Origin of the sequence: Halobacillus litoralis (assembly GCF_020524025.1) — a bacterium.
Taxonomy (GTDB): domain Bacteria; phylum Bacillota; class Bacilli; order Bacillales; family Halobacillaceae; genus Halobacillus; species Halobacillus litoralis_D.
Genome location: NZ_JAIVKN010000004.1, coordinates 423067 through 443528 on the forward strand (window position 1 = coordinate 423067; position 20462 = coordinate 443528).

Genomic DNA, 20462 nt, shown 5'->3' on the forward strand with positions numbered 1-20462 from the left:
CCGACTACCTCCATGATTGTACATGACAAAATCGCTTACACACAAAGGAGAAGTCTCTGTCTTAGCCTAACCACTTGTAAAAAATCCAAATCAAATATAGGATAAAGGTTATGAGATGATTGGAAACGCTTTTAGAGAGACTTAAATGGGGGACCATTATGGAACAGCAATTAAAGATAAAGAAAATCCTGAATAATAATGTTGTCATTGCTGACCACCCAACCTACGAGGAAGTGGTATTAATCGGGAAAGGGATCGGTTTTAATAAAGAAAAAGGTGATGATATTTCTTTTGATAAAGCCGATAAGACTTTTCTACTGAGTAATGAAAAGGAGAAAGAGCAGTACGTCAGTCTTCTGCCGCATATTGATGAGAAACTCATTGATTTTATGAATGACGTACTCCTGCACATAGAGGCGCGCATGGGGCAGGAACTCAATCAGCATATTCATGTTGCGCTGACGGACCACTTGGCGTTTGCGATTAACAGGGCTAAGAAGAACTTACAATTCGCTAATCCATTTCTTTTGGAAATTGAATCGCTTTATCCGAAAGAATATCAGATCGCCATGGAAGTTGTGACAATGGTCTATGATAAGATGGGAATTCAGTTTCCTGAAGGGGAAATAGGTTTTATAGCTCTGCATATCCACAGTGCCGTGACAGATAAAACTCTAAGAGAGATTAACAAACACAACCAGTTAATTACGCATTTAGTTGGTCTTGTTGAGGAAACGATGGAAGTAGAAATCAATAAAAACAGTGTGGACTATCACCGTCTTGTTCAACATCTCCATCGGGCAATTGACCGGGTTTATCAGGGAGAACATGTGGGGGATGAAATTCGTTTATCGAAAATGTTGAAAGAAGAGTACCCTGTGTGCTATAATCTTGCATGGAAACTGATTAAAGTGATGCAGAAACAGCTCAATAAACCCGTAGATGAATCGGAAGCCATTTATTTAACGATTCATCTGCAACGTTTAACCCATAAATCTTAAACGTACGTGTTACTGACACGATCAGGCATGAGTACAAGAAGATGAAGTGGTTATGATAGGGATAAGTATATCCTTTAGTAACCCACATGTTCTGTACTCATGCCTTTTTTATGTCTGTAATTCCATTTATAGACATTGCTCTTATCCATAGTAGCTCATTAAAGGCTGTGATCGTTTCAGAAATGTTGTAACCGTTTTATTTTTCTGACAATGGATGCATGGGTAACGCTGTTGCTTTCACCAAAAATAAGGAGGAATTACTATGTTCAAGAATGCTTTTGGTACTCTACAAAAAGTAGGTAAAGCATTAATGACTCCTGTAGCCCTTTTACCAGCGGCGGGTATTTTACTTGCTTTTGGTACAAGTTTTGCTCAGGACAGTTTTGTTGATAAAGTTCCGTTCTTTGGAACGGGCTGGGTTCAGACATTGCTGCAGGTCATGGCTGAAGCTGGTGGTATCGTTTTTGCCAACCTGCCTTTGCTTTTCGCAGTAGGTGTAGCTATTGGTCTTGCTAAAGGGGATGGAGTAGCGGGTCTTGCTGCTATCATCGGTTATTTAATTATGAACGTTGTTATGGGGGTTCTTGGAAATGTCGATGCTGACATGGTCTCAGACCCTGCTTATGCGGAAGTGTTAGGAATTCCTACACTACAAACAGGAGTGTTTGGAGGAATCATCGTAGGTATTCTAGCAGCCTCGATGTACAACAGGTTCTTTAATATAGAACTGCCGCAGTTCTTAGGATTCTTTGCTGGTAAACGCTTTGTTCCGATTATCACAGCTTTTACATCCCTTTTCCTAGGAATCATTATGCTGTGGGTATGGCCTTTTGCACAAAATGGCCTGAATGCACTTTCTCACTTAATGCTTGAAGGGAATCAAACGGTATCAGCATTCTTCTTCGGATTAATTGAGCGTTCCTTGATTCCGTTTGGTCTGCACCACATTTTCTATTCTCCATTCTGGTTTGAATTCGGTTCTTACACAAATGCAGCAGGAGAGATTGTCCGTGGTGACCAAACCATCTTCTTTGAACAATTGAAGGATGGGGTTGAATTTACTGCTGGTACATTTATGGTTGGTAAGTTCCCGTTCATGATGTTCGGTCTGCCAGCTGCTGCTTTAGCTATTTATCATACAGCTAAACCTGAACGTAAAAAAGTAGTAGGAGGAATCATGGCATCTGCCGCTTTGACTTCTTTCCTAACAGGGATTACAGAACCAATTGAGTTCTCATTCCTATTCGTAGCACCAATTCTTTTTGGTATTCATGCTGTGTTCGCAGGTTTTTCCTTTATGATCATGGAAATTCTTGGTGTTAAAATTGGTCAAACGTTCTCAGGCGGTCTTATTGACTTTATCCTATTTGGAATCCTGCCAAACCGCACGGACTGGTGGTGGGTAATCATCGTCGGACTTGTCTTCGCTGTGGTTTACTACTTCGGTTTCCGTTGGGCAATTCTCAAATTTAACCTGGCCACACCAGGACGCGAGGATGAAGGTGAAGATAGTGAAGAAGATGGAGAAGTCGGTGATCTGCCTTTCGAAATCCTTGAAGCTATGGGCGGTCAGAAGAATATTGACCATCTCGATGCTTGTATTACTAGATTGCGCGTCTCTGTAAATAATAAAGAAGATGTAAACAAAGCACGACTGAAAAAACTTGGTGCGTCCGGCGTTATGGAAGTTGGAAACAATATTCAAGCTATCTTTGGACCAGTATCCGACACATTACGTGGACAAATGCAGGATATTATGGATGGAAAAACCCCTCGTTCCAGAGAAGATGCTTCTGAAATGGTTAATGATACTAAGGAAGCTGAAGCTCCTGTAACAGAAGGTGATTTGGATTTCGTAAGTCCGATTAAGGGTAATATTATGCCAATTACAGAAGTACCTGACCAAGTTTTCTCAGGGAAAATGATGGGAGATGGCTTTGCAATTGAGCCGGTAGATGGTAATATAGTTTCACCGATTAACGGTAAAGTCTTAAATGTCTTCCCTACAAAACATGCGATTGGTCTTCAAGCAGAAAACGGCATGGAAATCCTCATCCACATCGGTATTGATACCGTTGGGTTGAAGGGCGAAGGCTTCACTGATAAAATTTCTGAAGGTGATGAAGTTAAACAGGGACAAGCACTGATGGAAGTAGATCTGGACTTTGTGAAAGAAAATGCACCATCTATTGTAACCCCTATTATCTTTACAAACCTTCAGGAAGGTCAATCTGTTCATATTAAGGCTTCAGGTCAAGTTAACCACAATGATCCAGATATCATTGAAATCACAGATTAAAGAGGAGAATGAACTATGGCACAACAAACAATGACAATCACTTCAGCGGATGGCGTACACGCACGTCCAGCTACAGCACTTGTACAAGTAGCAGGTAAATATCAATCAGACGTAAACATTGAGTATAACGGAAAATCTGTTAACATGAAGTCCATCATGGGAGTTATGTCTCTAGGTATTCCTAATGGTGCAGAAGTAACTTTTAAAGCAGAAGGTTCTGATGAAGAGGAAGCCGTTAATGCTGTTGTTGCAAAAGCAAAAGAAGAAGGTCTTGGAGAATAAAGCTCTATAAGAAAGAAGCCTGCCTTTAGTGGCAGGCTTCTTTTTTTATTTGTTTTTGTTCATGTCTGCACTTCGTTTCGTTAAGAAGAAGCAGTTATTAACGATCAATGATAATTTCACGACGTCCGTCATCTTCCTCGTAGATTTGTGCAGCCACCACTTCCGGACCTTTTAAACGTTCGGGATGTCCAACATGGTCGGTTTCACTCCAGAACGGTGTATTCATGCCGCCCATATAAACAGCAGTTGCTGTGATTTTTTCATTTTCCCATTCTTTTTGTAAACTTTCCGTGAAGCCGCGTACAGCGAATTTGCTTGCGCAATAGATGCTTTCATTTTTCTTCCCTCTAAGACCTGCTGTGGAAATAATGTTTAACACTCTTCCACCCGTCTGCATCAGCTTAGGTGCAGCTAATTGAGTCATAAGCATGGTACCCTTTACATTTGTTTGCAGCATTTGATCGATATCCTGGTCACTGTACGTTTGTAGGTCTCCAAAAATTCCGACTCCAGCATTGTTAATGAGCACATCAAGCGATTCTACTCTCTGAACAGCACTAGCAATGGAATTATAATTTGTAATATCACATGGGATCACTTCAGCAGATCCACCTGATTTTTTTATGTCATTTTCTACATCACTCAGTGTCTTTTCGTTCCTTCCAGACAAGATGATATGATTTCCACCTTTCCCGTAGATAAGGGCTAAGGCGCGCCCAAGTCCTGTCCCTGCTCCAGTGATCATAATTCGACTCATTCTTATTTCCCTCCGATTCAAAGTTGTTACCGTATTCATTTTGGCTAAATCCTGCTAAAATGTAAAGAAAGGAAGAGAAGCAGGAGGACTGTAAAATGGAACGACGATATAGTGAATTCAATGAACGTGAATTACGGGAAGAGATTGCGCAGTTGACAGAAAAAGCTCAAAAAGCTGAGCAGCTTGGCATGGTGAATGAGTATGCTGTCCATGAACGTAAAATCATTATGGCTAAATCTTATATGCTTGACCCAAATGACTTTGCTGCAGGGGAAGTATATCAAATCGATGGAGACTACTCACATACCTTTTTTATACAATATATGAACGGGGTTTTTGCCTGGGGCTACAGGCAGAACCAAAAAGGCAGTAAAATCAGTGAAGAAGAAGAGGCTCTACCTATCTCCATGTTAGGTCAAAAAGTAAAATAACAGAAGCGGGCACCTCAGTGTGCCCGCTTCATTCATTAGTTTCGTTTTCTCATTTGTATCTCAGTGATTTGGTCTGCCTGCGTCTGTTCTGTTTCTCCGTTTACACGTTTGCTTAAGTGCTTAATGCTGCGGTGTGATCGGACAGCAGAGGCGTTAGCTTTGAAATTACGTTTACCCATGGTAATTCCTCCCTACATCATTGACATCCCGGTGACGGGATCTTGCTGCACGTTCCTGCGGCTTATTGTTAATCGTTCCGTCTGGACGTTTAGCTAAATATTCACTTTGGTCATCCGGTGCATGTGTCATTTTTACATTAGGGAAATTCTTGGCCTTGTTACGCATCAGGTACCCTCCTCAGGTCTCAATGAAGAGACAATAGTAGTATATACCGATTCGGCTCTTCTATGTGATAAAATGGAGGAGTAAACATTGCCAAATATGGAGTGATCATATGAATGAAATTTATCAGCGCCTTGCTGAGCGGTTGTATAAGAAGAATGGGCATTTAACGATAGAAGAAGCTTTAACATGGGTTGAACTTCTTTGGGAGGATTTCGAATCCACACGTGCTAAAGCAGGTCATGATTATCAAGGGAAGCAGCTCACAGAGCAGATTGTCACACAATGGATTGAACATTACGGTCCTAAACTGCATGATTTTGTAGCGACAAATCCGAAATATAAACAGATGCTTGATAAAAAAAGGAATATTCATTAAGAGGAGCCTCTCCAACTTGGAGAGACTCCTTCTTTTTGTTTCGTTTATGGTTTTGTTTCCATAGGGCTGAGTTTGTTTTGAAGTTTTTCCTCTGTGAAAACCCAGCCTGTATAGGAGTTTAAAATTTTGAGCTGCTCCCCGTGTTCATCATCAATCTGTGCCAGCGCAACGAAAGGGTATCTTCCACGTGCTCTGTAACGCAAATCGATGAAGCGGACTTCTGTATATTCATCGTGATAACTTATCTCATATCTGTACACAGGTGAAAAAGATAAGAATGCTTTAATGTTATGATCAGTAAGAGCTTTTTTTACTACAGGATCTTCATAGTCAATTTCCTTATTCGGGAATTCATCCAGAATAGTTAAATGGCCATTTTCTGCTCGACCAACAAAATAATGGGTCGGTGTAGTAATAGCAATGCGCCATACATTTTGTTGAATCGTCGGTGATGTGGCGATTTGCGTGACGTGATCGAAATTTTCATGAATAAGCCTGACGAGTTCCCGTTTATCAAAGTATCGTTTTACGTAATAAAGAGCAATGACAAAGTAAATAATCAGCCACATAAGTCCCGGACTTGCACCTAAGTTCCAAGCGACAATTCCTGCTAAATGAAGGGTGAAAATATACGGATCAAACGTATTAATAAACCCATAAGCCACCCATCTATTGGTAATCGGGCGGTAGGCCTGTGTACCGTAGGCATTGAAGATATCTACAAATACATGCAGAATAACAGCTAAGAACGTCCATAGCCAGAGGTGGAGGAAATTGACCTCCGGTGTAAACAAGTATATGATGCTTGGGATACTGATCCCCCATAGAATAACGGCAGGAATGGAATGGGTAATTCCGCGATGGTGGCGGATGTATACGGCATTATTTTTTAACTTTAAGACCGTGTCGATATCTGGTGCTTGCGACCCCACTAGTGTTCCTATAAGCACAGCATTAAATAAAGCGGGGTCTGAACTTACTAATGGATCCATTGTAGCGATGCCGCCTAATGCGACTCCCATGACCACATGTGTTCCAGTATCCAACGTATATGCCTCCTTTGGCCAAAATACAACAGTAGATTATCACGAAAGGTGTTTAAATTGAAAAAAACAGAACGAGTTCACCATATCCTTAATGAATTTAATGAGAAGTCTTTTCAAAATGATTTGATTCAATGGTTTGAACAGGAACAACGTATACTCCCCTGGAGGGAAAATAAGGATCCTTATCGTGTGTGGGTATCAGAAATTATGCTCCAACAAACCAGGGTTGATACCGTCATTCCTTATTTTAATCATTTTTTAGAAAAATTCCCTACACCTCAAGCTTTAGCTGAAGCGGAAGAACAGGAAGTCTTGAAAGCCTGGGAGGGACTAGGTTACTATTCCCGGGCTCGAAATTTGCAAAACGCTGTCCGCGAAGTGGTTGAAGATTACGACGGTATCGTACCTTCAGATCCTGAAGAATTAGGTGATTTAAAAGGGGTGGGTCCTTACACAAAAGGTGCAATATTAAGCATAGCTTATGATACACCGGAGCCTGCTGTTGATGGAAATGTAATGCGGGTCCTCTCAAGGATTCTTCACGTAGAAGATGATATTAGTAAACAGAGTACAAGAAAACTTTTTGAAGAGCTGGTAAGGGGAGTGATCTCGACTGAAGACCCATCTTCTTTTAACCAGGGATTAATGGAACTGGGGGCTGTCGTATGTACGCCTAAGACCCCTTCCTGCCTCCTGTGTCCCGTCCAGCAACACTGCCGGGCCTTTGAAAAAGGAATAGAAACGGACCTACCTGTGAAATCATCGAAGAAAAAGCAGAAAAAAATCCCTTATCTTCTTCTTCTCGTGGAAAATGAAAATGGGGAAGTGCTTATAGAACAGCGGCCTGATCAAGGACTGCTTGCTTCTTTGTGGCAGTATCCAATGGTTCCTCTAACAGATGTTGACACACAGTCGGTCCCTAATTGGTTTTATGGGGAATATGGTTTGAATATTAAGTTGGGAGAAAAGATCGACAAAATAAAACATGTTTTTTCCCACTTAATTTGGGAAATGGATGTCGTTAGAGCAACAGTCGACAGTGGTGATTTAGATTACAAACGAGCTCAGTTTATCAACCCTGAAGATAGGAAGGACTACCCATTTCCCGTATCACATCAAAAAGCTCATCACTATCTTAATCAGTAACCCAATGAGTGCCGCTGGTCCAGGTAGCTTCGTCCTGGCTGAGACCACCGCGGCGCTTTATTTCTTCATTGATTTCCCTCAGTAGTGTAACACCCTCTGCATTTAAATATGGAGAAGACTGCGAAAGAGCGTAGTGGAAATAACCAAGTTCCTTCTCCTGCCATTCTTGTTTTGGTTCCATCGTTAAAGCGGCTAAATCTCTGCCTACATACATACTTCGACCTCCTTCCATGTCCTTAATTTATGTACAAATCACGCGCTCATACATCTTTAAACCTCACTAAAACTATGTAATAAAGCTGTAAAGTAAATGTAACCTTTGTTGGAAATCCTTGCTATGACTAGGTTTGGGGGGGTTTGTTGGGTTTTGTAGAAGTTTTAGAGTATTTACAAACTATTGTCTTTTGTGAATAATGGGACTTAGGTTATTTGATTAAACAATTACAATAATTATTAATACATAGGGGAGAGTATAAGAAAAATGAACAAAAAGAAATTGGTTACGGCTGTCAGTGGCGCTTTGATCGGGGCATCTATGTGGGGAACTTCTGTTTTTGCTGATGAGTTGCACAAGGTTAAATCTGGAGATACACTTTGGGAATTAAGTGGCCAGTATGACGGATCTATTTCAGAAATCAAATCGTGGAATAACCTTAGCTCTAGTGTGATTTATGTCGGTCAGAATTTGATTGTTGAAAAAGATGCATCAGCTTCAGCTCAATCAGAAAAAAGCTCTTCTTCCAGTAACGGTTCATACACTGTTCAAAGTGGAGATTCTCTCTGGTTAATCGCAAGTCGTAATGGTATGTCGGTTTCCGCTTTAAAGAGTATGAATGGTCTTTCTAGTAATATCATCTACCCTGGACAGAAACTTGCTCTTTCTGGAAGTTCTTCCAGCTCTAGTGCTTCTGCTTCAACGACCAGTAACTCAAGCTCCTCTTCTCAATCAACAAGTACGTATACCGTACAAAGTGGAGATTCTTTGTGGTTAATTGCCAACAATTACGGTACATCCGTTTCTAATCTTAAGAACTTGAACAGCCTTTCCAGCAACATTATCTATGTTGGTCAAAAATTGAAGGTGAGTGGAGAAGCTTCTGCTTCAACATCTAACCCTACTCATACATCTACCTCAAATGCATCTAGTTCAAACTCAGAATTTGTAGACGGATTGGTTGCCGAGGCAAAAAAACATATTGGTACTCCTTATGTCTGGGCAGGTTCAACTCCGGCAGGATTTGACTGCAGCGGTTTCCTGCAGTATGTATTTCAGCAGGAAGGCGTCAGCATTCCACGTACTGTTGCCTCAATTTATGCAGACAGCCGCATGAACTCTGTCAGCAGTTCAGAACGTCAGGTGGGCGACCTTGTCTTCTTTGAAACATATAAGCCGGGTGCTTCTCATGCTGGTATCTATTTAGGAAACAACCAGTTCATTCACACTGGTTCTACAAACGGTGTAGAGATCAGTTCGTTGAATAGTAACTATTGGGGAAGCCGTTACATCGGTTCAAAACATCTATCCAACTAAAGCAGGACTTGAAGAAGAACGTCTCCGCAGGGAGGCGTTCTTCTTTTGTTCATTGAGGCTTTTATTTTTTTGAAAAATTTTAGAATGAAACCCTCCTTACCTGTACACAATAATTTTTGCGGAGGTGATAAACATGGCTAAGCAACCGAAACAAAACAAAACAGCTGCTGGTACAGATGTAAATCATGTGAAACAACAGAACCAACAAGCTGCTCAAGGGAAATCCCAATACGGAGCTGAATTTGCACAGCAAACTGATGCACAGCACGTAATCGAGCAGAACCAAAAATCTCAGGCTAAGAAAAAATAACCTGAATCTTTGGTAGGTTGGCCAGGCTGTTTTACTAGCCTGTATCAATCTCCCGAAAAGAGGAGCCACCCGATAAGGGAGGCTCCTTTTCTTTATTCATAGGCAGCCTTTACAATTTACAACTATTCTTTCGGTCCAATTGTTTTCATTCCTTTCCATTTGTCGTTATAATAGACAGAAGGTGAAACGGAATTTTAAGGGAAGGGGGGATCTTATGCCCGGCCCAGAAGCAGGAAAACGGATCGAAATACAAAGTTATAAACATAATGGGCAGTTACACCGAGTATGGGAAAGTACAACGATTTTAAAAGGGACAAGGCACGTCATTATTGGTGCTAATGATCGGACGACAGTAACAGAGAGTGATGGACGAAGATGGGTGACAAGAGAACCAGCTATTTGTTACTTTCACTCAAAGTACTGGTTTAACGTCATTGGAATGCTGAGAACAGATGGGGTTTACTATTATTGTAATATCAGTTCTCCTTTTATATATGAAGATGGCACGATTAAATACATTGATTATGATTTGGATGTTAAAATATTCCCGGATATGACTTATAAGATTTTGGATGAGGATGAGTATGAAGTTCATAAAAAGCGGATGAACTATCCGCACGTATTAGACAGAATTCTGTATAACAATATCGACACGCTGATCAGGTGGATCAGGCAGCGTAAGGGGCCATTTTCCCCTGAATTTATTGACCAATGGTATGAGCGGTATTTGACATATAGGTGAAAAAGGGGATGCGTACTGATAAAAAGGTGCGCTCCCTTGTTGTTTGCAGGCAATAGAAAGTAGGTGTTCGTTTGGACAGCATAAAAAGGTATTTGAGATTTGTAAGTCCATATAAAGGAAAAATCATCTTCACCGTTCTTATTGGAATTGTGAAATTTTCAATCCCATTATTGATGCCCCTGATTACAAAGTATGTGATTGATGACATCATTAATGCTGAGGAATTAGCTTCATCAGAAAAACTAGATCAGCTGCTATGGATTATGGGGGGAGCTTTTTTTGTATTTCTTGTTTTACGTCCTCCTGTGGAGTACATCCGACAATATTTAGCCCAGTGGATTGGCAGTCACATACTCTTTGATATCAGAGAAAAACTCTTTGATCATATCCAACGGTTAAGTCTGCGATTTTATTCAAAAACCAAGACCGGCGAAATTATTTCCCGGGTCATTCATGATGTAGAGCAAACGAAAACTTTTGTAATTACCGGACTAATGAATATATGGCTGGATATGATCACTATTGTTATTGCTGTTATTATCATGCTGACCATGGACCCATGGTTGACTCTTGTATCCATCGCCTTGTTTCCGTTTTATGGGTTTGCTGTTAAGTTCTTTTATGCAAGATTACGGAAACTTACCAGGGATCGTTCACAAGCCTTGGCTGAAGTCCAAGGTCATCTTCATGAGAGAGTTCAGGGTGTACCGGTTACCCGTAGTTTTGCACTTGAAGAATATGAGCAGTCCCAATTTGGTGTCAAAAACAAGAATTTTCTTGATAAAGCCATTACTCATACGAATTGGAATGCCTACACCTATTCAGTTACCAACACGATCACAGATTTAGCTCCTTTACTTGTGATAACCTTTGCCGGTTACCAAGTCATTACTGGATCATTAACCGTGGGAACAATGGTTGCTTTCATTGGTTATATGGACCGCGTATATAATCCGCTTCGCCGTTTAGTGAACTCTGCAACAGTTTTAACACAGTCCATTGCATCGATGGATCGAGTGTTTGAATTTGTTGATGAGGATTATGACATTGTTGATCGTCCTGGTGCGAAAAAATTAGAAAATGTTCATGGTGATGTAAGTATTCAAAACGTTTCATTTAAATACGACGAGGAAGATCCTTTAGTTTTAAAAAATGTGAACTTAGATATTGAAAAAGGCGAAACCATCGCGTTTGTCGGAATGAGCGGAGGAGGGAAATCCACCCTGATCAGCTTAATTCCACGATTTTATGATGTGACTTCAGGTGAAATTTTACTTGATGGCACGGATATCCGTGATTATGAAACCCGCTCTTTAAGGGATAAGGTAGGGATGGTTCTACAAGACAACATCTTGTTTAGCGAGTCCATTGCCATGAACATCCGCATGGGTAACCCTGAAGCGACAGATGAAGAAATGATTGAAGCAGCTAAAGCTGCCAATGCTCACGATTTTATTATGTCTCTCCCTAACGGATATGAGACACTTGTAGGTGAGCGGGGAGTCAAGTTATCTGGAGGGCAGAAGCAGCGAGTGGCGATTGCGCGTGTTTTTCTCAAGAATCCACCGCTTCTAGTCTTGGATGAGGCGACTTCAGCTTTGGATCTGGAGAGTGAAAATCTGATACAAGGAGCACTTGAAAAGCTGGCTTCTACACGAACAACATTCATTGTAGCCCACAGACTTTCTACCATTACTCATGCAGACAGGATTGTGCATATTGAAAATGGAGAAATCGTTGAGGTTGGTTCTCACCAGGAATTAATGAGGCGCAAAGGGCATTACTATGACCTTTACCAATTCCAGGAATTAGATGATAATAAGCAGGAGTATATGGGTACGTGATAGAAAAGGCAGCCGCTTCATTGGGCTGCCTTTTTTTATCTCTCTGATGTTTTAATAAAATTGTCGTGGTGATGGTTTTGATAGCTTTTCAGCAAACGTTTCAAGCGTTCCAACTGATAGTGGTATTCCATTAGCTGGGAGGCAAGAGGTAGAAATACAAGTTTATCCGGATTGTTGGTCTTCTCATATACATACATTAGTCGTTCGACAAGGAGAGGGATGTCCGGTTCTTCTATATTACGCAAAGATTGTTTGTGCGTTCTTTTAATCCGGCCTTTCAAGCTTAGGATCAGCTTTTCATGGGCATTAATTAGTTTATCTAATTCTTGAACGACGGCATCCTGGAAGTCCTCAGGGATTTGTTCAATTTTATGTTCCAAGCGGTAAAAGGCTTTTAAAACATCAAACGACTTTTTGGTTGTGGTAATTAACTGCCTGAAAAGCACCATTTTTCTACCTTTTGAAAATCTGCTGCCTTTAAAGTAAGTGCGTTCTTCCGAATAGAGCAGGTAGGTATGATCGACCCATCTCATGTCATCTTGAATACGTGTAATTTCGTATTTTAGAGCTGGTTCATCGGATAGTTGTCTGGTTGTAACACGCAGCCATTGAAGAATATCGTTTGTAGCCCGGTCAATTTTCGTGAAAAGCCGTGTCTCATACTTAGGAGGAAGAAACACTAAGTTCACAATAAATGCGGCTAAAATTCCGAGAATCATCGATGTAAACCTTGAACCTGCGAAGTAAAGAAACGTTTGATCGGTGGCATCCATCAGTGCGATAACAGCAACGACAGCCAGAGCGATCGTATTCTCATTCATTTTCAATGTAGTCGTTAATCCGATAACTAAAATAATGGCAAAGCCTACAATGAAAGGATCGTTACCAAGAGTGAAAACAGCAACCACGGCAATAACCGCTCCAATTGTGTTTCCCTGGACCTGCTCTATAATAGATTGGTAAGAACGATAGATGGAGGGCTGTATGGAAAATACGACTGCAATGGCAGCTAGAAGTGGAGATACAAACCCGATTAAGTGCCCGATATAAAGAGCAATCCCAACAGCAAGTCCAGTTTTCATCATGCGTGCGCCCAATTTCATAACATACATCATCCTTTTACAAATAAAAACCCCTTCATGGTAAAAGGGGGATGCCATCATTATACATGATAGCAGCTAAAAGAATCCAAAAGAAAAGACCTATGCATTTTACAGCATAAGCCAAAGGGGATTCAGTCCGAGAACTGAAACCTATGAAAAGGGAAAGAAATGAAACAAAGATCATAATTCGTGTGAATATTCAGAATTATGTATATATAATAGCATGAAAAAACGTAAGAAGCAAATGAATTTAAATAAAAAACCTCCCCTTTAGAAGGGAAGGTTTTTTTATTACTCTTCAGCCATTTTTTGGAACGTGCGTTTTACAGCTTCGAGTGTACGATCTATATCTTCATCTGTGTGGGCGGTTGTAAGGAACCAGGCTTCATATTTAGAAGGGGCAAGGTTTATTCCTTCGGCAAGCATTAACTTAAAGAATCTAGCAAATTTATCGCCATCCGTCTGTTCGGCTTGTTCATAGTTCTCCACTTTTTCTTCTGTGAAGTAGACGGTCAACGCACCTTTCAAGCGGTTGATCTGGATGGTGATGCCCGCATCTTCAGCATGTTTCCAAATCCCACTTTCCAAGCGCTGCCCCAGTCGATCCATCTCTTCATAAACTCCATCTTCCTGCAGCACTTCTAAACAGGCAATTCCTGCTGACATAGAGGCTGGATTTCCCGCCATGGTACCTGCTTGATACGCAGGCCCCAGTGGAGCCACCTGCTCCATAATATCTGCACGTCCGCCATAAGCGCCGATAGGAAGACCGCCACCTATGATTTTACCCATGGCTGTCATATCGGGCTCAATGTCTAACAACTGTTGGGCGCTGCCATATGTAAAACGGAAAGCGGTAATGACTTCATCATAAATGACTAAAGCCCCTGCTTCATGTGTCAGTTCGTTTACCTGCTTCAAGAAACCAGGTTTCGGTTCTACAATGCCGAAGTTTCCTACGATTGGTTCGACAAGGACACCTGCAATTTGGTCACCGTATTTATTCAAAGCTTCTTTAAAAGGTTCAATATCGTTAAACGGAACCGTGATGACATCCTGTGCAATAGAAGCGGGCACGCCTGCTGAATCCGGTGTACCGAGAGTGGAAGGTCCGGACCCTGCTGCAACGAGAACCAAATCGGAATGTCCATGATAGCACCCGGCGAATTTTATGATTTTGTTTCTGCCAGTATAAGCGCGTGCTACGCGGATCGTTGTCATCACAGCCTCCGTTCCTGAGTTGACAAAGCGAACTTTATCCAGTGAAGGAATCGCATCTTTTAACATTTTAGCGAAACGATTTTCAAGGACTGTAGGTGTTCCATATAGGACGCCATTCTGTGCGGCTTTTGTAATGGCTTCTGTGATGTGGGGATGGGCGTGTCCTGTAATGATTGGTCCGTAAGCTCCTAAATAATCAATATACTCATTACCATCAACATCATAAAAACGAGATCCTTCTGCCCGTTCCATATATACAGGAGTTCCGCCCCCTACACCTTTGTAAGCTCTTGATGGAGAGTTTACTCCTCCGACGATGTGTTCTTTTGCATCATTATATAGTTTTTCTGATTGGTTAAAATTCATTTTGTACCTCCTAAGACATGGCTGTTCTTATTCATTGTAGCATGCTTGTCCATCAACTTTGGAGTGTGTAAAAGTACTCCAACCTTAAAGATTGGAGTACTTTTGGTTTGGTCCCTTCACTCTAGAGCGTTGAAACAGTAAACCGATCGTTTACATGAGGAAATAGGCTCTGGTTTCAGATGGACGCATCCATATCCCAGTGCGCATTTATTTTAGTATACGAACGCTGCACCAACGATGATTAGAAGGATGAAAAGAACAACGATTAGCGCAAAGCCTCCGCCATATCCGTAACCCATTACAATTCCCCCTTTCCGTGGTTTACTGTATCTTATGCCAGTCGGGAAAAGTGGGGTGTGCGTTCGCCCGTTTTTTTTGTAAATGGATGGGGCAAGCACATTTCTGTTGTGCATAAACATGTGTATGTCTACATAAGAAAGACTAGGGCTCGGCTGTCCAAAAGTGAATTCTTCAACAAATAAAGGAGCGTCTAATGGTTACCATACTAATTAGTATAGCGTCTCTAACCTTAATTGTGGCCAGTCTCCGTCAGGCTTTTCATTCTTTGGAGTTTGAACATAGAATATTTTCCCTCCAGCTATTTGTTTCCATCATGCTTTTGTATACGGTTGTTATGATAGGTTTTGGTATTATCTATGCTGCATTAATGAATCAAGGATATGAAGTGTATAGTCAAGAATACAGCAACTCCTCATTAAATTGGGCGGAGGATATCATTCACAGCATCTACTTTAGCGGAGTGACTCTCTTTACTGTCGGCTATGGAGATATGATTCCTGTAGGGATAGGGAAAGGGCTGGCTATTATAGAAGCGATGATTGGCTATACACTCCCGGCGGCCCTGGTAGCTAAAGTGTGGCAGAATAACCATCCTAAAAGTTGATATTGGAAGTTTCCCTTTGTTTCATGTAGTCTAGTAGATAGATGATAAAGGAGGGTTCCAGAATGACTGTAGAAAAAGGAAAACAAGTACAAGATTTCACATTACCGGCAAACAATGGAGAATCGGTTTCTCTTTCTGACTATAAAGGGAAGAATGTGGTTCTTTATTTCTATCCAAAGGATATGACTCCGGGGTGTACAACAGAAGCGTGTGATTTCCGCGATCATCATGAAAGCTTTGCTGACCTTGACGCTGTAATATTAGGTGTCAGTCCAGATCCTGTAGAATCTCACGAAAAGTTCATTAATAAGCATGACCTTCCATTCCTGCTATTGGCTGATGAAGATCATCAAGTCTCTGAGCAATTTGGTGTTTGGAAGTTAAAGAAAAACTTCGGAAAAGAATATTACGGAATTGAACGTTCAACATTTATTATTGATAAAGAAGGAACGTTATCTGAAGAATACCGTAAAGTAAAAGTGGATGGGCACGTAGAAGCTGCTCTGGAATATATTCGCGAAAATCTTCAATAGAATGTGTCGAAACCATAGTCATGAAGTGACTATGGTTTCTTTATAGTCTAATATAGAAGAAAAGGGAAGAGGTGAGAGAGGTGAAGATCGTCTCTGCAATTAAGCGGGTACCTGATGACATTCAAATTCGGTTGCGCACACGTTTTGACGAAGCTGAATTCATCTTCTGTCATGGGATGGGGGAAGCTCGTCATTATCTCAGTTCGGCAGATGTGTTTATTACATACGGAGAAGATCTGGATGCTGAGAAACTGCAGGCTGCAAAGAAATTAAAGTGGATTATGGTATTATCCGCTGGAATGGACCGCATGCCTTTTGAGAAAATTAATGAGCGGGGGATTTTAGTGACCAATGTCCGTGGAATTCATGCACAGCCAATGGCTGAGTATGCGATTTCAATGTTGCTGCAAGTGTCACGTAAAGAAAAAAAATTAATGGAACAAGAACAAAAGCAAGAGTGGAACCGTAAACTTGTTATGAATGAAATTAGTGGAAAGACAATGGTTTTGCTTGGTACGGGAGCCATTGCCCAGGAAGTCGCCCGTTTAGCCAAAGCCTTTAAGATGAAAACGCTTGGTTTATCAAGATCGGGGAGGTCAAAAGAGTATTTTGACCAGGTCTTCCCTGTCAGCCAGGTCGATCTAGTTTTGCAGACGGCAGACTTTGTGGTTTCTGTACTGCCGAGCACATCAGAAACAAAGCATATGCTTAAAGCTGAACATTTCACTATTATGCCGTCAGACTGTGTATTTTTGAATATGGGCCGAGGGGATCTGGTGTCCTCTGAGGTAATTCTGGAGGCAGTACAGAACAGGCAGATCTCTCATGCAGTTCTTGATGTATTTGAAGAGGAACCTTTACCTGAAGACCACCCTTTCTGGAGTGAAGAGAAGGTAACAGTTACTCCACACATATCTGGTATATCTCCAGAATATGTTCCACGCGGGTTTCAACTCTTTGAAGAAAATTTAGAAGTATTTTTAAGTGGAGCAGGTGAGTTACGGAATATTATTGATCCTAAGAGGGGGTATTGACGTGAGAATCTATACAAGATCAGGAGATAAGGGTCAGACTTCATTAATTTATGGACAACGCGTTCCGAAAAATGATATTAGAGTAGAGGCATACGGGACATGTGATGAAGCGAATTCCACGATTGGTCTTGCTCTCAGCCATTTGAGGAAAGAAGACTGGTCAGAGAAAGAGTTTTTTATGGAAGTTATGCAGAAAGTACAGACAGTTTTATTTCATGTGGGGGCAGAACTTGCTACTCCTCAAGGAAAAGAAGTGGCATGGAAGGTCAAAAACGAACATATTGAACAATTGGAAAAGCAAATTGACCTTTGGGACAAAGAGCTGGATCCTTTGAAAAATTTCATCCTTCCGTCCGGACATCAAGCATCAGCTTCTCTGCATTTAGCAAGAACGGTTGTAAGAAGGGCTGAAAGAATGGCTGTAGCATTAGAAGAAGATCTAAGCAATCCTCTCGTCGTATCTTATTTAAATCGACTATCTGATTTCCTGTTTGTAGCGGCACGTTATGTAAATAAGAAGCTTGGGGGAACAGAAACACAGCTTGCTCCGGATGTATAAACGTAGACTGCGGGCGCATGGCTTTTTATTGACAACTGCTTTAATAACAGGTTACACTAATTATAAAGATTCTAATTTAATAATATTATAAATCAAGAATCAGTTTATGAAAGCGAGGTGCATGACTGTGTCTGACCATCGACTCCAGGATGCTATAGATACCCTAAAGGGCTCTGGCGTTCGAATTACACCACAGCGTCATGCGGTGCTTGAATACCTGCTGAATTCTATGACTCACCCTACAGCTGATGAAATTTACAAGGCATTAGAAAGTAAATTTCCAAACATGAGTGTTGCTACGGTTTATAATAATCTCCGTGTATTCCGAGAGATCGGACTTGTTCGAGAACTCACATATGGGGATTCCTCAAGCCGCTTTGATTGTAATACGAGTGATCATTATCATGCGATATGTGAATCATGCGGTAAAATTGTTGATTTTCACTACCCTAGTTTAAATGAAGTGGAGTCATTAGCTGAACAGGTGACTGGATTTAATGTAAGTCATCATCGTATGGAAGTCTATGGAATGTGTCCGAACTGCCAATCCAATAATGCTCATTAAAACTGGAAGCCACTGCTTTCAGTTTTTTTATAAATTCCATTAAAAAGACAGAATCTTATTGGATATCTGTTGCTGGTTACTTCATTAATAAAGACACTGCTTTAAAATGAATGACATTTAGAAGTAGAGTGATCATATCTAATCAAAAAAGAGCCGCTTCCCGGAAGCGGCTCTTTTTTGATTAAGTTTTATGGTTAGCTTTGAGTCTCTTGTTTTTTGTACCGTTTTGTATTATATTTCTCATCAAACTCTTTACCTTCCAGCGACTTGTCCATCGTCAAGGGTTGGTCGCAGTGCATGCAGGCATCTACACGTCCCAGCATCTTAGTGGGTTTCTCACAGGAAGGGCATACAATTTGTATCGTTCTTGTGGAGAGCATTCCGATCCAAAAATATACGACTGTGCTTAATCCCACAAAACACATGCCTAAAATCATGAAAGTAGCCATCAACCAAGACGTATCTTTGAAAACAAGGCCGATATACATGACGCCAATACCGAGAAAGATAAGCCAGAAAGCAAAGGAACGAATCTTATTGATCTTGCTGCTGTATTTTAAAGCCACTCTGCGTCCCTCCTTATTATCTATAAAGTAGTATAGCATATTTTTATAGGACAAATATATTAACGAGAAAGGATTTTGCGAGAAAATAGCGAATAAAAACACGAAAGGGAAACTGAATGTGGGGGAAAGAAGATGGAAGATTTATTACGCCCGATATATCAAGAAAGAGCCAGCCAGAGCAATACATTAGGTGTCCTGATCTTAGAAAAGAACAAACCAATTAGTCCTGTGACTGATAATTTTGATGTGATTTTGTTCATTATTGTACGTGATGCCGATGAGTTATGGTATGTGAAACATTATGAATTTGAAAATAAATCAGCCGCTATGCATATTGTGGATGAGACTCTCCTCCAGCATTGGATTGATACAAGCTCTTATCGTCGTGCTGTAGAATGGGTGATTAATGGAAGTATTATCTATGAGAGAAATGAATACGTCACTTTGATGAAGGAACATTTACGGTCATTTCCTCAGAAAACGCGTGATTTGAAGAAAGCTATTGAATTTGCTAAGTTGATCCGCAGTTATAGTGAATCGAAAGATCTGTATGATTCTGAACAGTATTTGGATTCCTATAGCCGTATGGTCAACTCCCTTCACTATCTTGCGCGCTTATCTATCATAGAAAAAGGTTTTCATCCGGAAGTAACAGTCTGGAATCAAGTGAAACGGATTGAACCAGAAATATATAAGCTTTATCAAGAATTGATAGAAAGCGGAGAGCCGACAGATAAAAGAATTCAACTGATGATTCTTGCCGTTGAACACTCTATAAGTAAGCGGGCACGTTCCAGTGCTCAACATTTGCTCCAGGTAATGAACGAAAGAACAGAGCCATGGGCATTTGGGGAATTAAAGGTTCATCCCGAAATTCAGGAATATATCCTTGACCTTTCGTCCATGATGGAGTATTTGGTGGATCATGGGCTCATCAAAGTTGTCCCTCAGGAAACGAAAGGGGCGCATATCTTCCATAGAAGATATACCTCTGTATAATGGGGAAAGGTTAGTGAAGAAAAACCTCTTTCTGTATTAAATGAGAAAGAGGTTTTTTTATAAAAGTTATTGACGGTTGAAAACAATCCGTGCTATATTATTAAACGTCGCATTGAGAGCGCGACTGGCAAGCGGAGAGCTTGAAAAGTTCACTGAAAAAGTTGTTGACAGAAACAGCTCAGACGTGATAAATTGTTAAATGTCGCTTTAAAAGAGAGCAGACGAAAGATATTCACATCATAAAAAAAGTTGTTGACAGAAATGACTTTAAGTGATAAATTAATATCTGTCGCTAAAAACGGCATGGAACAAAACATCATAAAAGGTTGTTGACAATAACAACTGCAAGTGATATAGTAGGAAATGTCGCTAAAAACGACATTAAAACAAATCATAAAAAAGTTGTTGACACAAAACGCTTTGAAATGATATGATAGTTGAGTCGCTGTTTTGAAGCGGCAAACAACATTTTGATCTTTGAAAACTGAACGAACCAACCAGT

Annotated in this window: 25 protein-coding genes; 16 read left to right on the plus strand and 9 right to left on the minus strand. The window is 40.8% G+C overall.

What is annotated here, in order from left to right; translation table 11 throughout:
- Positions 1-158: 158 nt before the first annotated feature.
- From glcT to LC036_RS16280, 3 genes are all read left to right on the plus strand, one after another.
- A complete protein-coding gene (gene glcT / locus LC036_RS16270) occupies positions 159-1001 on the plus strand; it encodes a glucose PTS transporter transcription antiterminator GlcT (RefSeq protein ID WP_226585118.1) in 843 nt (280 codons plus the stop codon).
- A 262-nt stretch (positions 1002-1263) separates the two neighbouring features.
- Positions 1264-3300 (plus strand): glucose-specific PTS transporter subunit IIBC, encoded by a 2037-nt coding sequence (gene ptsG, locus LC036_RS16275; protein ID WP_226585120.1) that lies wholly within the window; start codon positions 1264-1266, stop codon positions 3298-3300.
- 15 nt (positions 3301-3315) lie between these two features.
- Entirely contained in the window at positions 3316-3582 is a 267-nt protein-coding gene (locus tag LC036_RS16280; protein ID WP_226585122.1) for a phosphocarrier protein HPr, read from the plus strand.
- 97 nt (positions 3583-3679) lie between these two features.
- Here LC036_RS16280 and LC036_RS16285 read toward each other — a convergent pair whose 3' ends face one another.
- Positions 3680-4339: an SDR family NAD(P)-dependent oxidoreductase gene (locus LC036_RS16285; RefSeq protein ID WP_226585124.1), complete on the minus strand. Its 660-nt coding sequence runs from the start codon at positions 4337-4339 to the stop codon at positions 3680-3682.
- Between the two features lie 95 nt (positions 4340-4434).
- On the opposite strand from LC036_RS16285, the gene LC036_RS16290 reads away from it, so the two are divergent.
- Positions 4435-4770: a YfhH family protein gene (locus tag LC036_RS16290; RefSeq protein WP_226585126.1), complete on the plus strand. Its 336-nt coding sequence runs from the start codon at positions 4435-4437 to the stop codon at positions 4768-4770.
- Positions 4771-4805: 35 nt separating this feature from the next.
- Here the strand turns inward: LC036_RS16290 and LC036_RS16295 are convergent, their stop codons facing one another.
- Both LC036_RS16295 and LC036_RS16300 read right to left on the minus strand, forming a co-directional pair.
- The gene (locus tag LC036_RS16295) at positions 4806-4949 is read right to left on the minus strand and encodes a YpzG family protein (RefSeq protein ID WP_226585128.1); all 144 of its coding nucleotides are present in this window, start codon (positions 4947-4949) and stop codon (positions 4806-4808) included.
- On the minus strand, positions 4942-5115 hold the full coding sequence (locus LC036_RS16300; RefSeq protein WP_226585129.1) for a small, acid-soluble spore protein K: 174 nt from the start codon (positions 5113-5115) through the stop codon (positions 4942-4944). The genes LC036_RS16295 and LC036_RS16300 overlap by 8 nt, the downstream gene beginning before the upstream one ends.
- Positions 5116-5224: 109 nt before the next feature.
- On the opposite strand from LC036_RS16300, the gene LC036_RS16305 reads away from it, so the two are divergent.
- Positions 5225-5491 carry a YfhJ family protein gene (locus tag LC036_RS16305; RefSeq protein WP_226585131.1) on the plus strand — a complete coding sequence of 89 codons (267 nt, stop codon included), beginning with the start codon at positions 5225-5227 and terminating at the stop codon, positions 5489-5491.
- A 44-nt stretch (positions 5492-5535) separates the two neighbouring features.
- Here the strand turns inward: LC036_RS16305 and LC036_RS16310 are convergent, their stop codons facing one another.
- Positions 5536-6537 carry a metal-dependent hydrolase gene (locus LC036_RS16310; RefSeq protein ID WP_226585139.1) on the minus strand — a complete coding sequence of 334 codons (1002 nt, stop codon included), beginning with the start codon at positions 6535-6537 and terminating at the stop codon, positions 5536-5538.
- Between the two features lie 57 nt (positions 6538-6594).
- Here LC036_RS16310 and mutY point away from each other — a divergent pair, with 57 nt between their 5' ends.
- Entirely contained in the window at positions 6595-7683 is a 1089-nt protein-coding gene (gene mutY, locus LC036_RS16315) for an A/G-specific adenine glycosylase (RefSeq protein ID WP_226585141.1), read from the plus strand.
- On the opposite strand, the gene LC036_RS16320 is transcribed toward mutY, so the two are convergent.
- Positions 7673-7897 carry a cytosolic protein gene (locus LC036_RS16320; protein WP_226585143.1) on the minus strand — a complete coding sequence of 75 codons (225 nt, stop codon included), beginning with the start codon at positions 7895-7897 and terminating at the stop codon, positions 7673-7675. The genes mutY and LC036_RS16320 overlap by 11 nt on opposite strands.
- A gap of 267 nt (positions 7898-8164) precedes the next feature.
- Here LC036_RS16320 and LC036_RS16325 point away from each other — a divergent pair, with 267 nt between their 5' ends.
- The 4 genes from LC036_RS16325 (at position 8165) to LC036_RS16340 (ending at position 12110) form a co-directional block, all read left to right on the plus strand.
- The gene (locus LC036_RS16325) at positions 8165-9214 is read left to right on the plus strand and encodes a C40 family peptidase (RefSeq protein WP_226585145.1); all 1050 of its coding nucleotides are present in this window, start codon (positions 8165-8167) and stop codon (positions 9212-9214) included.
- A gap of 133 nt (positions 9215-9347) precedes the next feature.
- On the plus strand, positions 9348-9524 hold the full coding sequence (locus tag LC036_RS16330) for a gamma-type small acid-soluble spore protein (RefSeq protein WP_160838691.1): 177 nt from the start codon (positions 9348-9350) through the stop codon (positions 9522-9524).
- Positions 9525-9738: 214 nt separating this feature from the next.
- The gene (locus LC036_RS16335) at positions 9739-10266 is read left to right on the plus strand and encodes a DUF402 domain-containing protein (protein ID WP_226585154.1); all 528 of its coding nucleotides are present in this window, start codon (positions 9739-9741) and stop codon (positions 10264-10266) included.
- 71 nt (positions 10267-10337) lie between these two features.
- Positions 10338-12110, plus strand: coding sequence for an ABC transporter ATP-binding protein (locus tag LC036_RS16340; RefSeq protein ID WP_226585156.1), 1773 nt, complete (start codon positions 10338-10340; stop codon positions 12108-12110).
- Between the two features lie 35 nt (positions 12111-12145).
- On the opposite strand, the gene LC036_RS16345 is transcribed toward LC036_RS16340, so the two are convergent.
- The 3 genes from LC036_RS16345 to LC036_RS16355 all read right to left on the minus strand — a co-directional run bounded on the left by LC036_RS16345 (position 12146) and on the right by LC036_RS16355 (position 15099).
- The gene (locus LC036_RS16345; protein WP_226585158.1) at positions 12146-13213 is read right to left on the minus strand and encodes an FUSC family protein; all 1068 of its coding nucleotides are present in this window, start codon (positions 13211-13213) and stop codon (positions 12146-12148) included.
- A gap of 291 nt (positions 13214-13504) precedes the next feature.
- Complete coding sequence (locus tag LC036_RS16350) at positions 13505-14800, minus strand: glutamate-1-semialdehyde 2,1-aminomutase (RefSeq protein WP_226585160.1); 1296 nt, start codon at positions 14798-14800, stop codon at positions 13505-13507.
- A gap of 212 nt (positions 14801-15012) precedes the next feature.
- A complete protein-coding gene (locus LC036_RS16355; protein ID WP_079478425.1) occupies positions 15013-15099 on the minus strand; it encodes a YjcZ family sporulation protein in 87 nt (28 codons plus the stop codon).
- Between the two features lie 194 nt (positions 15100-15293).
- On the opposite strand from LC036_RS16355, the gene LC036_RS16360 reads away from it, so the two are divergent.
- From LC036_RS16360 to perR, 5 genes are all read left to right on the plus strand, one after another.
- Positions 15294-15704, plus strand: coding sequence for a potassium channel family protein (locus tag LC036_RS16360; protein WP_226585162.1), 411 nt, complete (start codon positions 15294-15296; stop codon positions 15702-15704).
- A gap of 62 nt (positions 15705-15766) precedes the next feature.
- Complete coding sequence (gene bcp, locus LC036_RS16365; RefSeq protein ID WP_226585164.1) at positions 15767-16237, plus strand: thioredoxin-dependent thiol peroxidase; 471 nt, start codon at positions 15767-15769, stop codon at positions 16235-16237.
- Between the two features lie 80 nt (positions 16238-16317).
- Complete coding sequence (locus LC036_RS16370; protein ID WP_226585166.1) at positions 16318-17271, plus strand: D-2-hydroxyacid dehydrogenase; 954 nt, start codon at positions 16318-16320, stop codon at positions 17269-17271.
- A 1-nt stretch (position 17272) separates the two neighbouring features.
- Entirely contained in the window at positions 17273-17830 is a 558-nt protein-coding gene (locus LC036_RS16375; protein WP_226585168.1) for a cob(I)yrinic acid a,c-diamide adenosyltransferase, read from the plus strand.
- Positions 17831-17951: 121 nt separating this feature from the next.
- Positions 17952-18395 carry a peroxide-responsive transcriptional repressor PerR gene (gene perR / locus LC036_RS16380; RefSeq protein ID WP_226585190.1) on the plus strand — a complete coding sequence of 148 codons (444 nt, stop codon included), beginning with the start codon at positions 17952-17954 and terminating at the stop codon, positions 18393-18395.
- Positions 18396-18589: 194 nt separating this feature from the next.
- On the opposite strand, the gene LC036_RS16385 is transcribed toward perR, so the two are convergent.
- Complete coding sequence (locus tag LC036_RS16385) at positions 18590-18961, minus strand: YgzB family protein (protein ID WP_226585192.1); 372 nt, start codon at positions 18959-18961, stop codon at positions 18590-18592.
- 132 nt (positions 18962-19093) lie between these two features.
- Between LC036_RS16385 and LC036_RS16390 the strand changes: the two genes are divergently transcribed.
- Positions 19094-19960 (plus strand): nucleotidyltransferase-like protein, encoded by an 867-nt coding sequence (locus tag LC036_RS16390; RefSeq protein ID WP_226585194.1) that lies wholly within the window; start codon positions 19094-19096, stop codon positions 19958-19960.
- The last annotated feature ends 502 nt before the right edge of the window (positions 19961-20462 follow it).

Coding starts and splice junctions, on each gene's coding strand:
- LC036_RS16335 (WP_226585154.1), top strand. CDS start 9,739: ATGCCCGGCCCAGAAGCAGGAAAACGGATCGAAATACAAAGTTATAAA.
- perR (WP_226585190.1), top strand. CDS start 17,952: ATGACTGTGTCTGACCATCGACTCCAGGATGCTATAGATACCCTAAAG.
- LC036_RS16300 (WP_226585129.1), bottom strand. CDS start 5,115: ATGCGTAACAAGGCCAAGAATTTCCCTAATGTAAAAATGACACATGCA.
- ptsG (WP_226585120.1), top strand. CDS start 1,264: ATGTTCAAGAATGCTTTTGGTACTCTACAAAAAGTAGGTAAAGCATTA.
- LC036_RS16350 (WP_226585160.1), bottom strand. CDS start 14,800: ATGAATTTTAACCAATCAGAAAAACTATATAATGATGCAAAAGAACAC.
- LC036_RS16345 (WP_226585158.1), bottom strand. CDS start 13,213: ATGAAATTGGGCGCACGCATGATGAAAACTGGACTTGCTGTTGGGATT.
- LC036_RS16280 (WP_226585122.1), top strand. CDS start 3,316: ATGGCACAACAAACAATGACAATCACTTCAGCGGATGGCGTACACGCA.
- LC036_RS16290 (WP_226585126.1), top strand. CDS start 4,435: ATGGAACGACGATATAGTGAATTCAATGAACGTGAATTACGGGAAGAG.
- LC036_RS16305 (WP_226585131.1), top strand. CDS start 5,225: ATGAATGAAATTTATCAGCGCCTTGCTGAGCGGTTGTATAAGAAGAAT.
- LC036_RS16285 (WP_226585124.1), bottom strand. CDS start 4,339: ATGAGTCGAATTATGATCACTGGAGCAGGGACAGGACTTGGGCGCGCC.
- LC036_RS16355 (WP_079478425.1), bottom strand. CDS start 15,099: ATGGGTTACGGATATGGCGGAGGCTTTGCGCTAATCGTTGTTCTTTTC.
- LC036_RS16360 (WP_226585162.1), top strand. CDS start 15,294: ATGGTTACCATACTAATTAGTATAGCGTCTCTAACCTTAATTGTGGCC.
- LC036_RS16320 (WP_226585143.1), bottom strand. CDS start 7,897: ATGTATGTAGGCAGAGATTTAGCCGCTTTAACGATGGAACCAAAACAA.
- LC036_RS16330 (WP_160838691.1), top strand. CDS start 9,348: ATGGCTAAGCAACCGAAACAAAACAAAACAGCTGCTGGTACAGATGTA.
- LC036_RS16295 (WP_226585128.1), bottom strand. CDS start 4,949: ATGGGTAAACGTAATTTCAAAGCTAACGCCTCTGCTGTCCGATCACAC.
- bcp (WP_226585164.1), top strand. CDS start 15,767: ATGACTGTAGAAAAAGGAAAACAAGTACAAGATTTCACATTACCGGCA.
- LC036_RS16325 (WP_226585145.1), top strand. CDS start 8,165: ATGAACAAAAAGAAATTGGTTACGGCTGTCAGTGGCGCTTTGATCGGG.
- LC036_RS16390 (WP_226585194.1), top strand. CDS start 19,094: ATGGAAGATTTATTACGCCCGATATATCAAGAAAGAGCCAGCCAGAGC.
- glcT (WP_226585118.1), top strand. CDS start 159: ATGGAACAGCAATTAAAGATAAAGAAAATCCTGAATAATAATGTTGTC.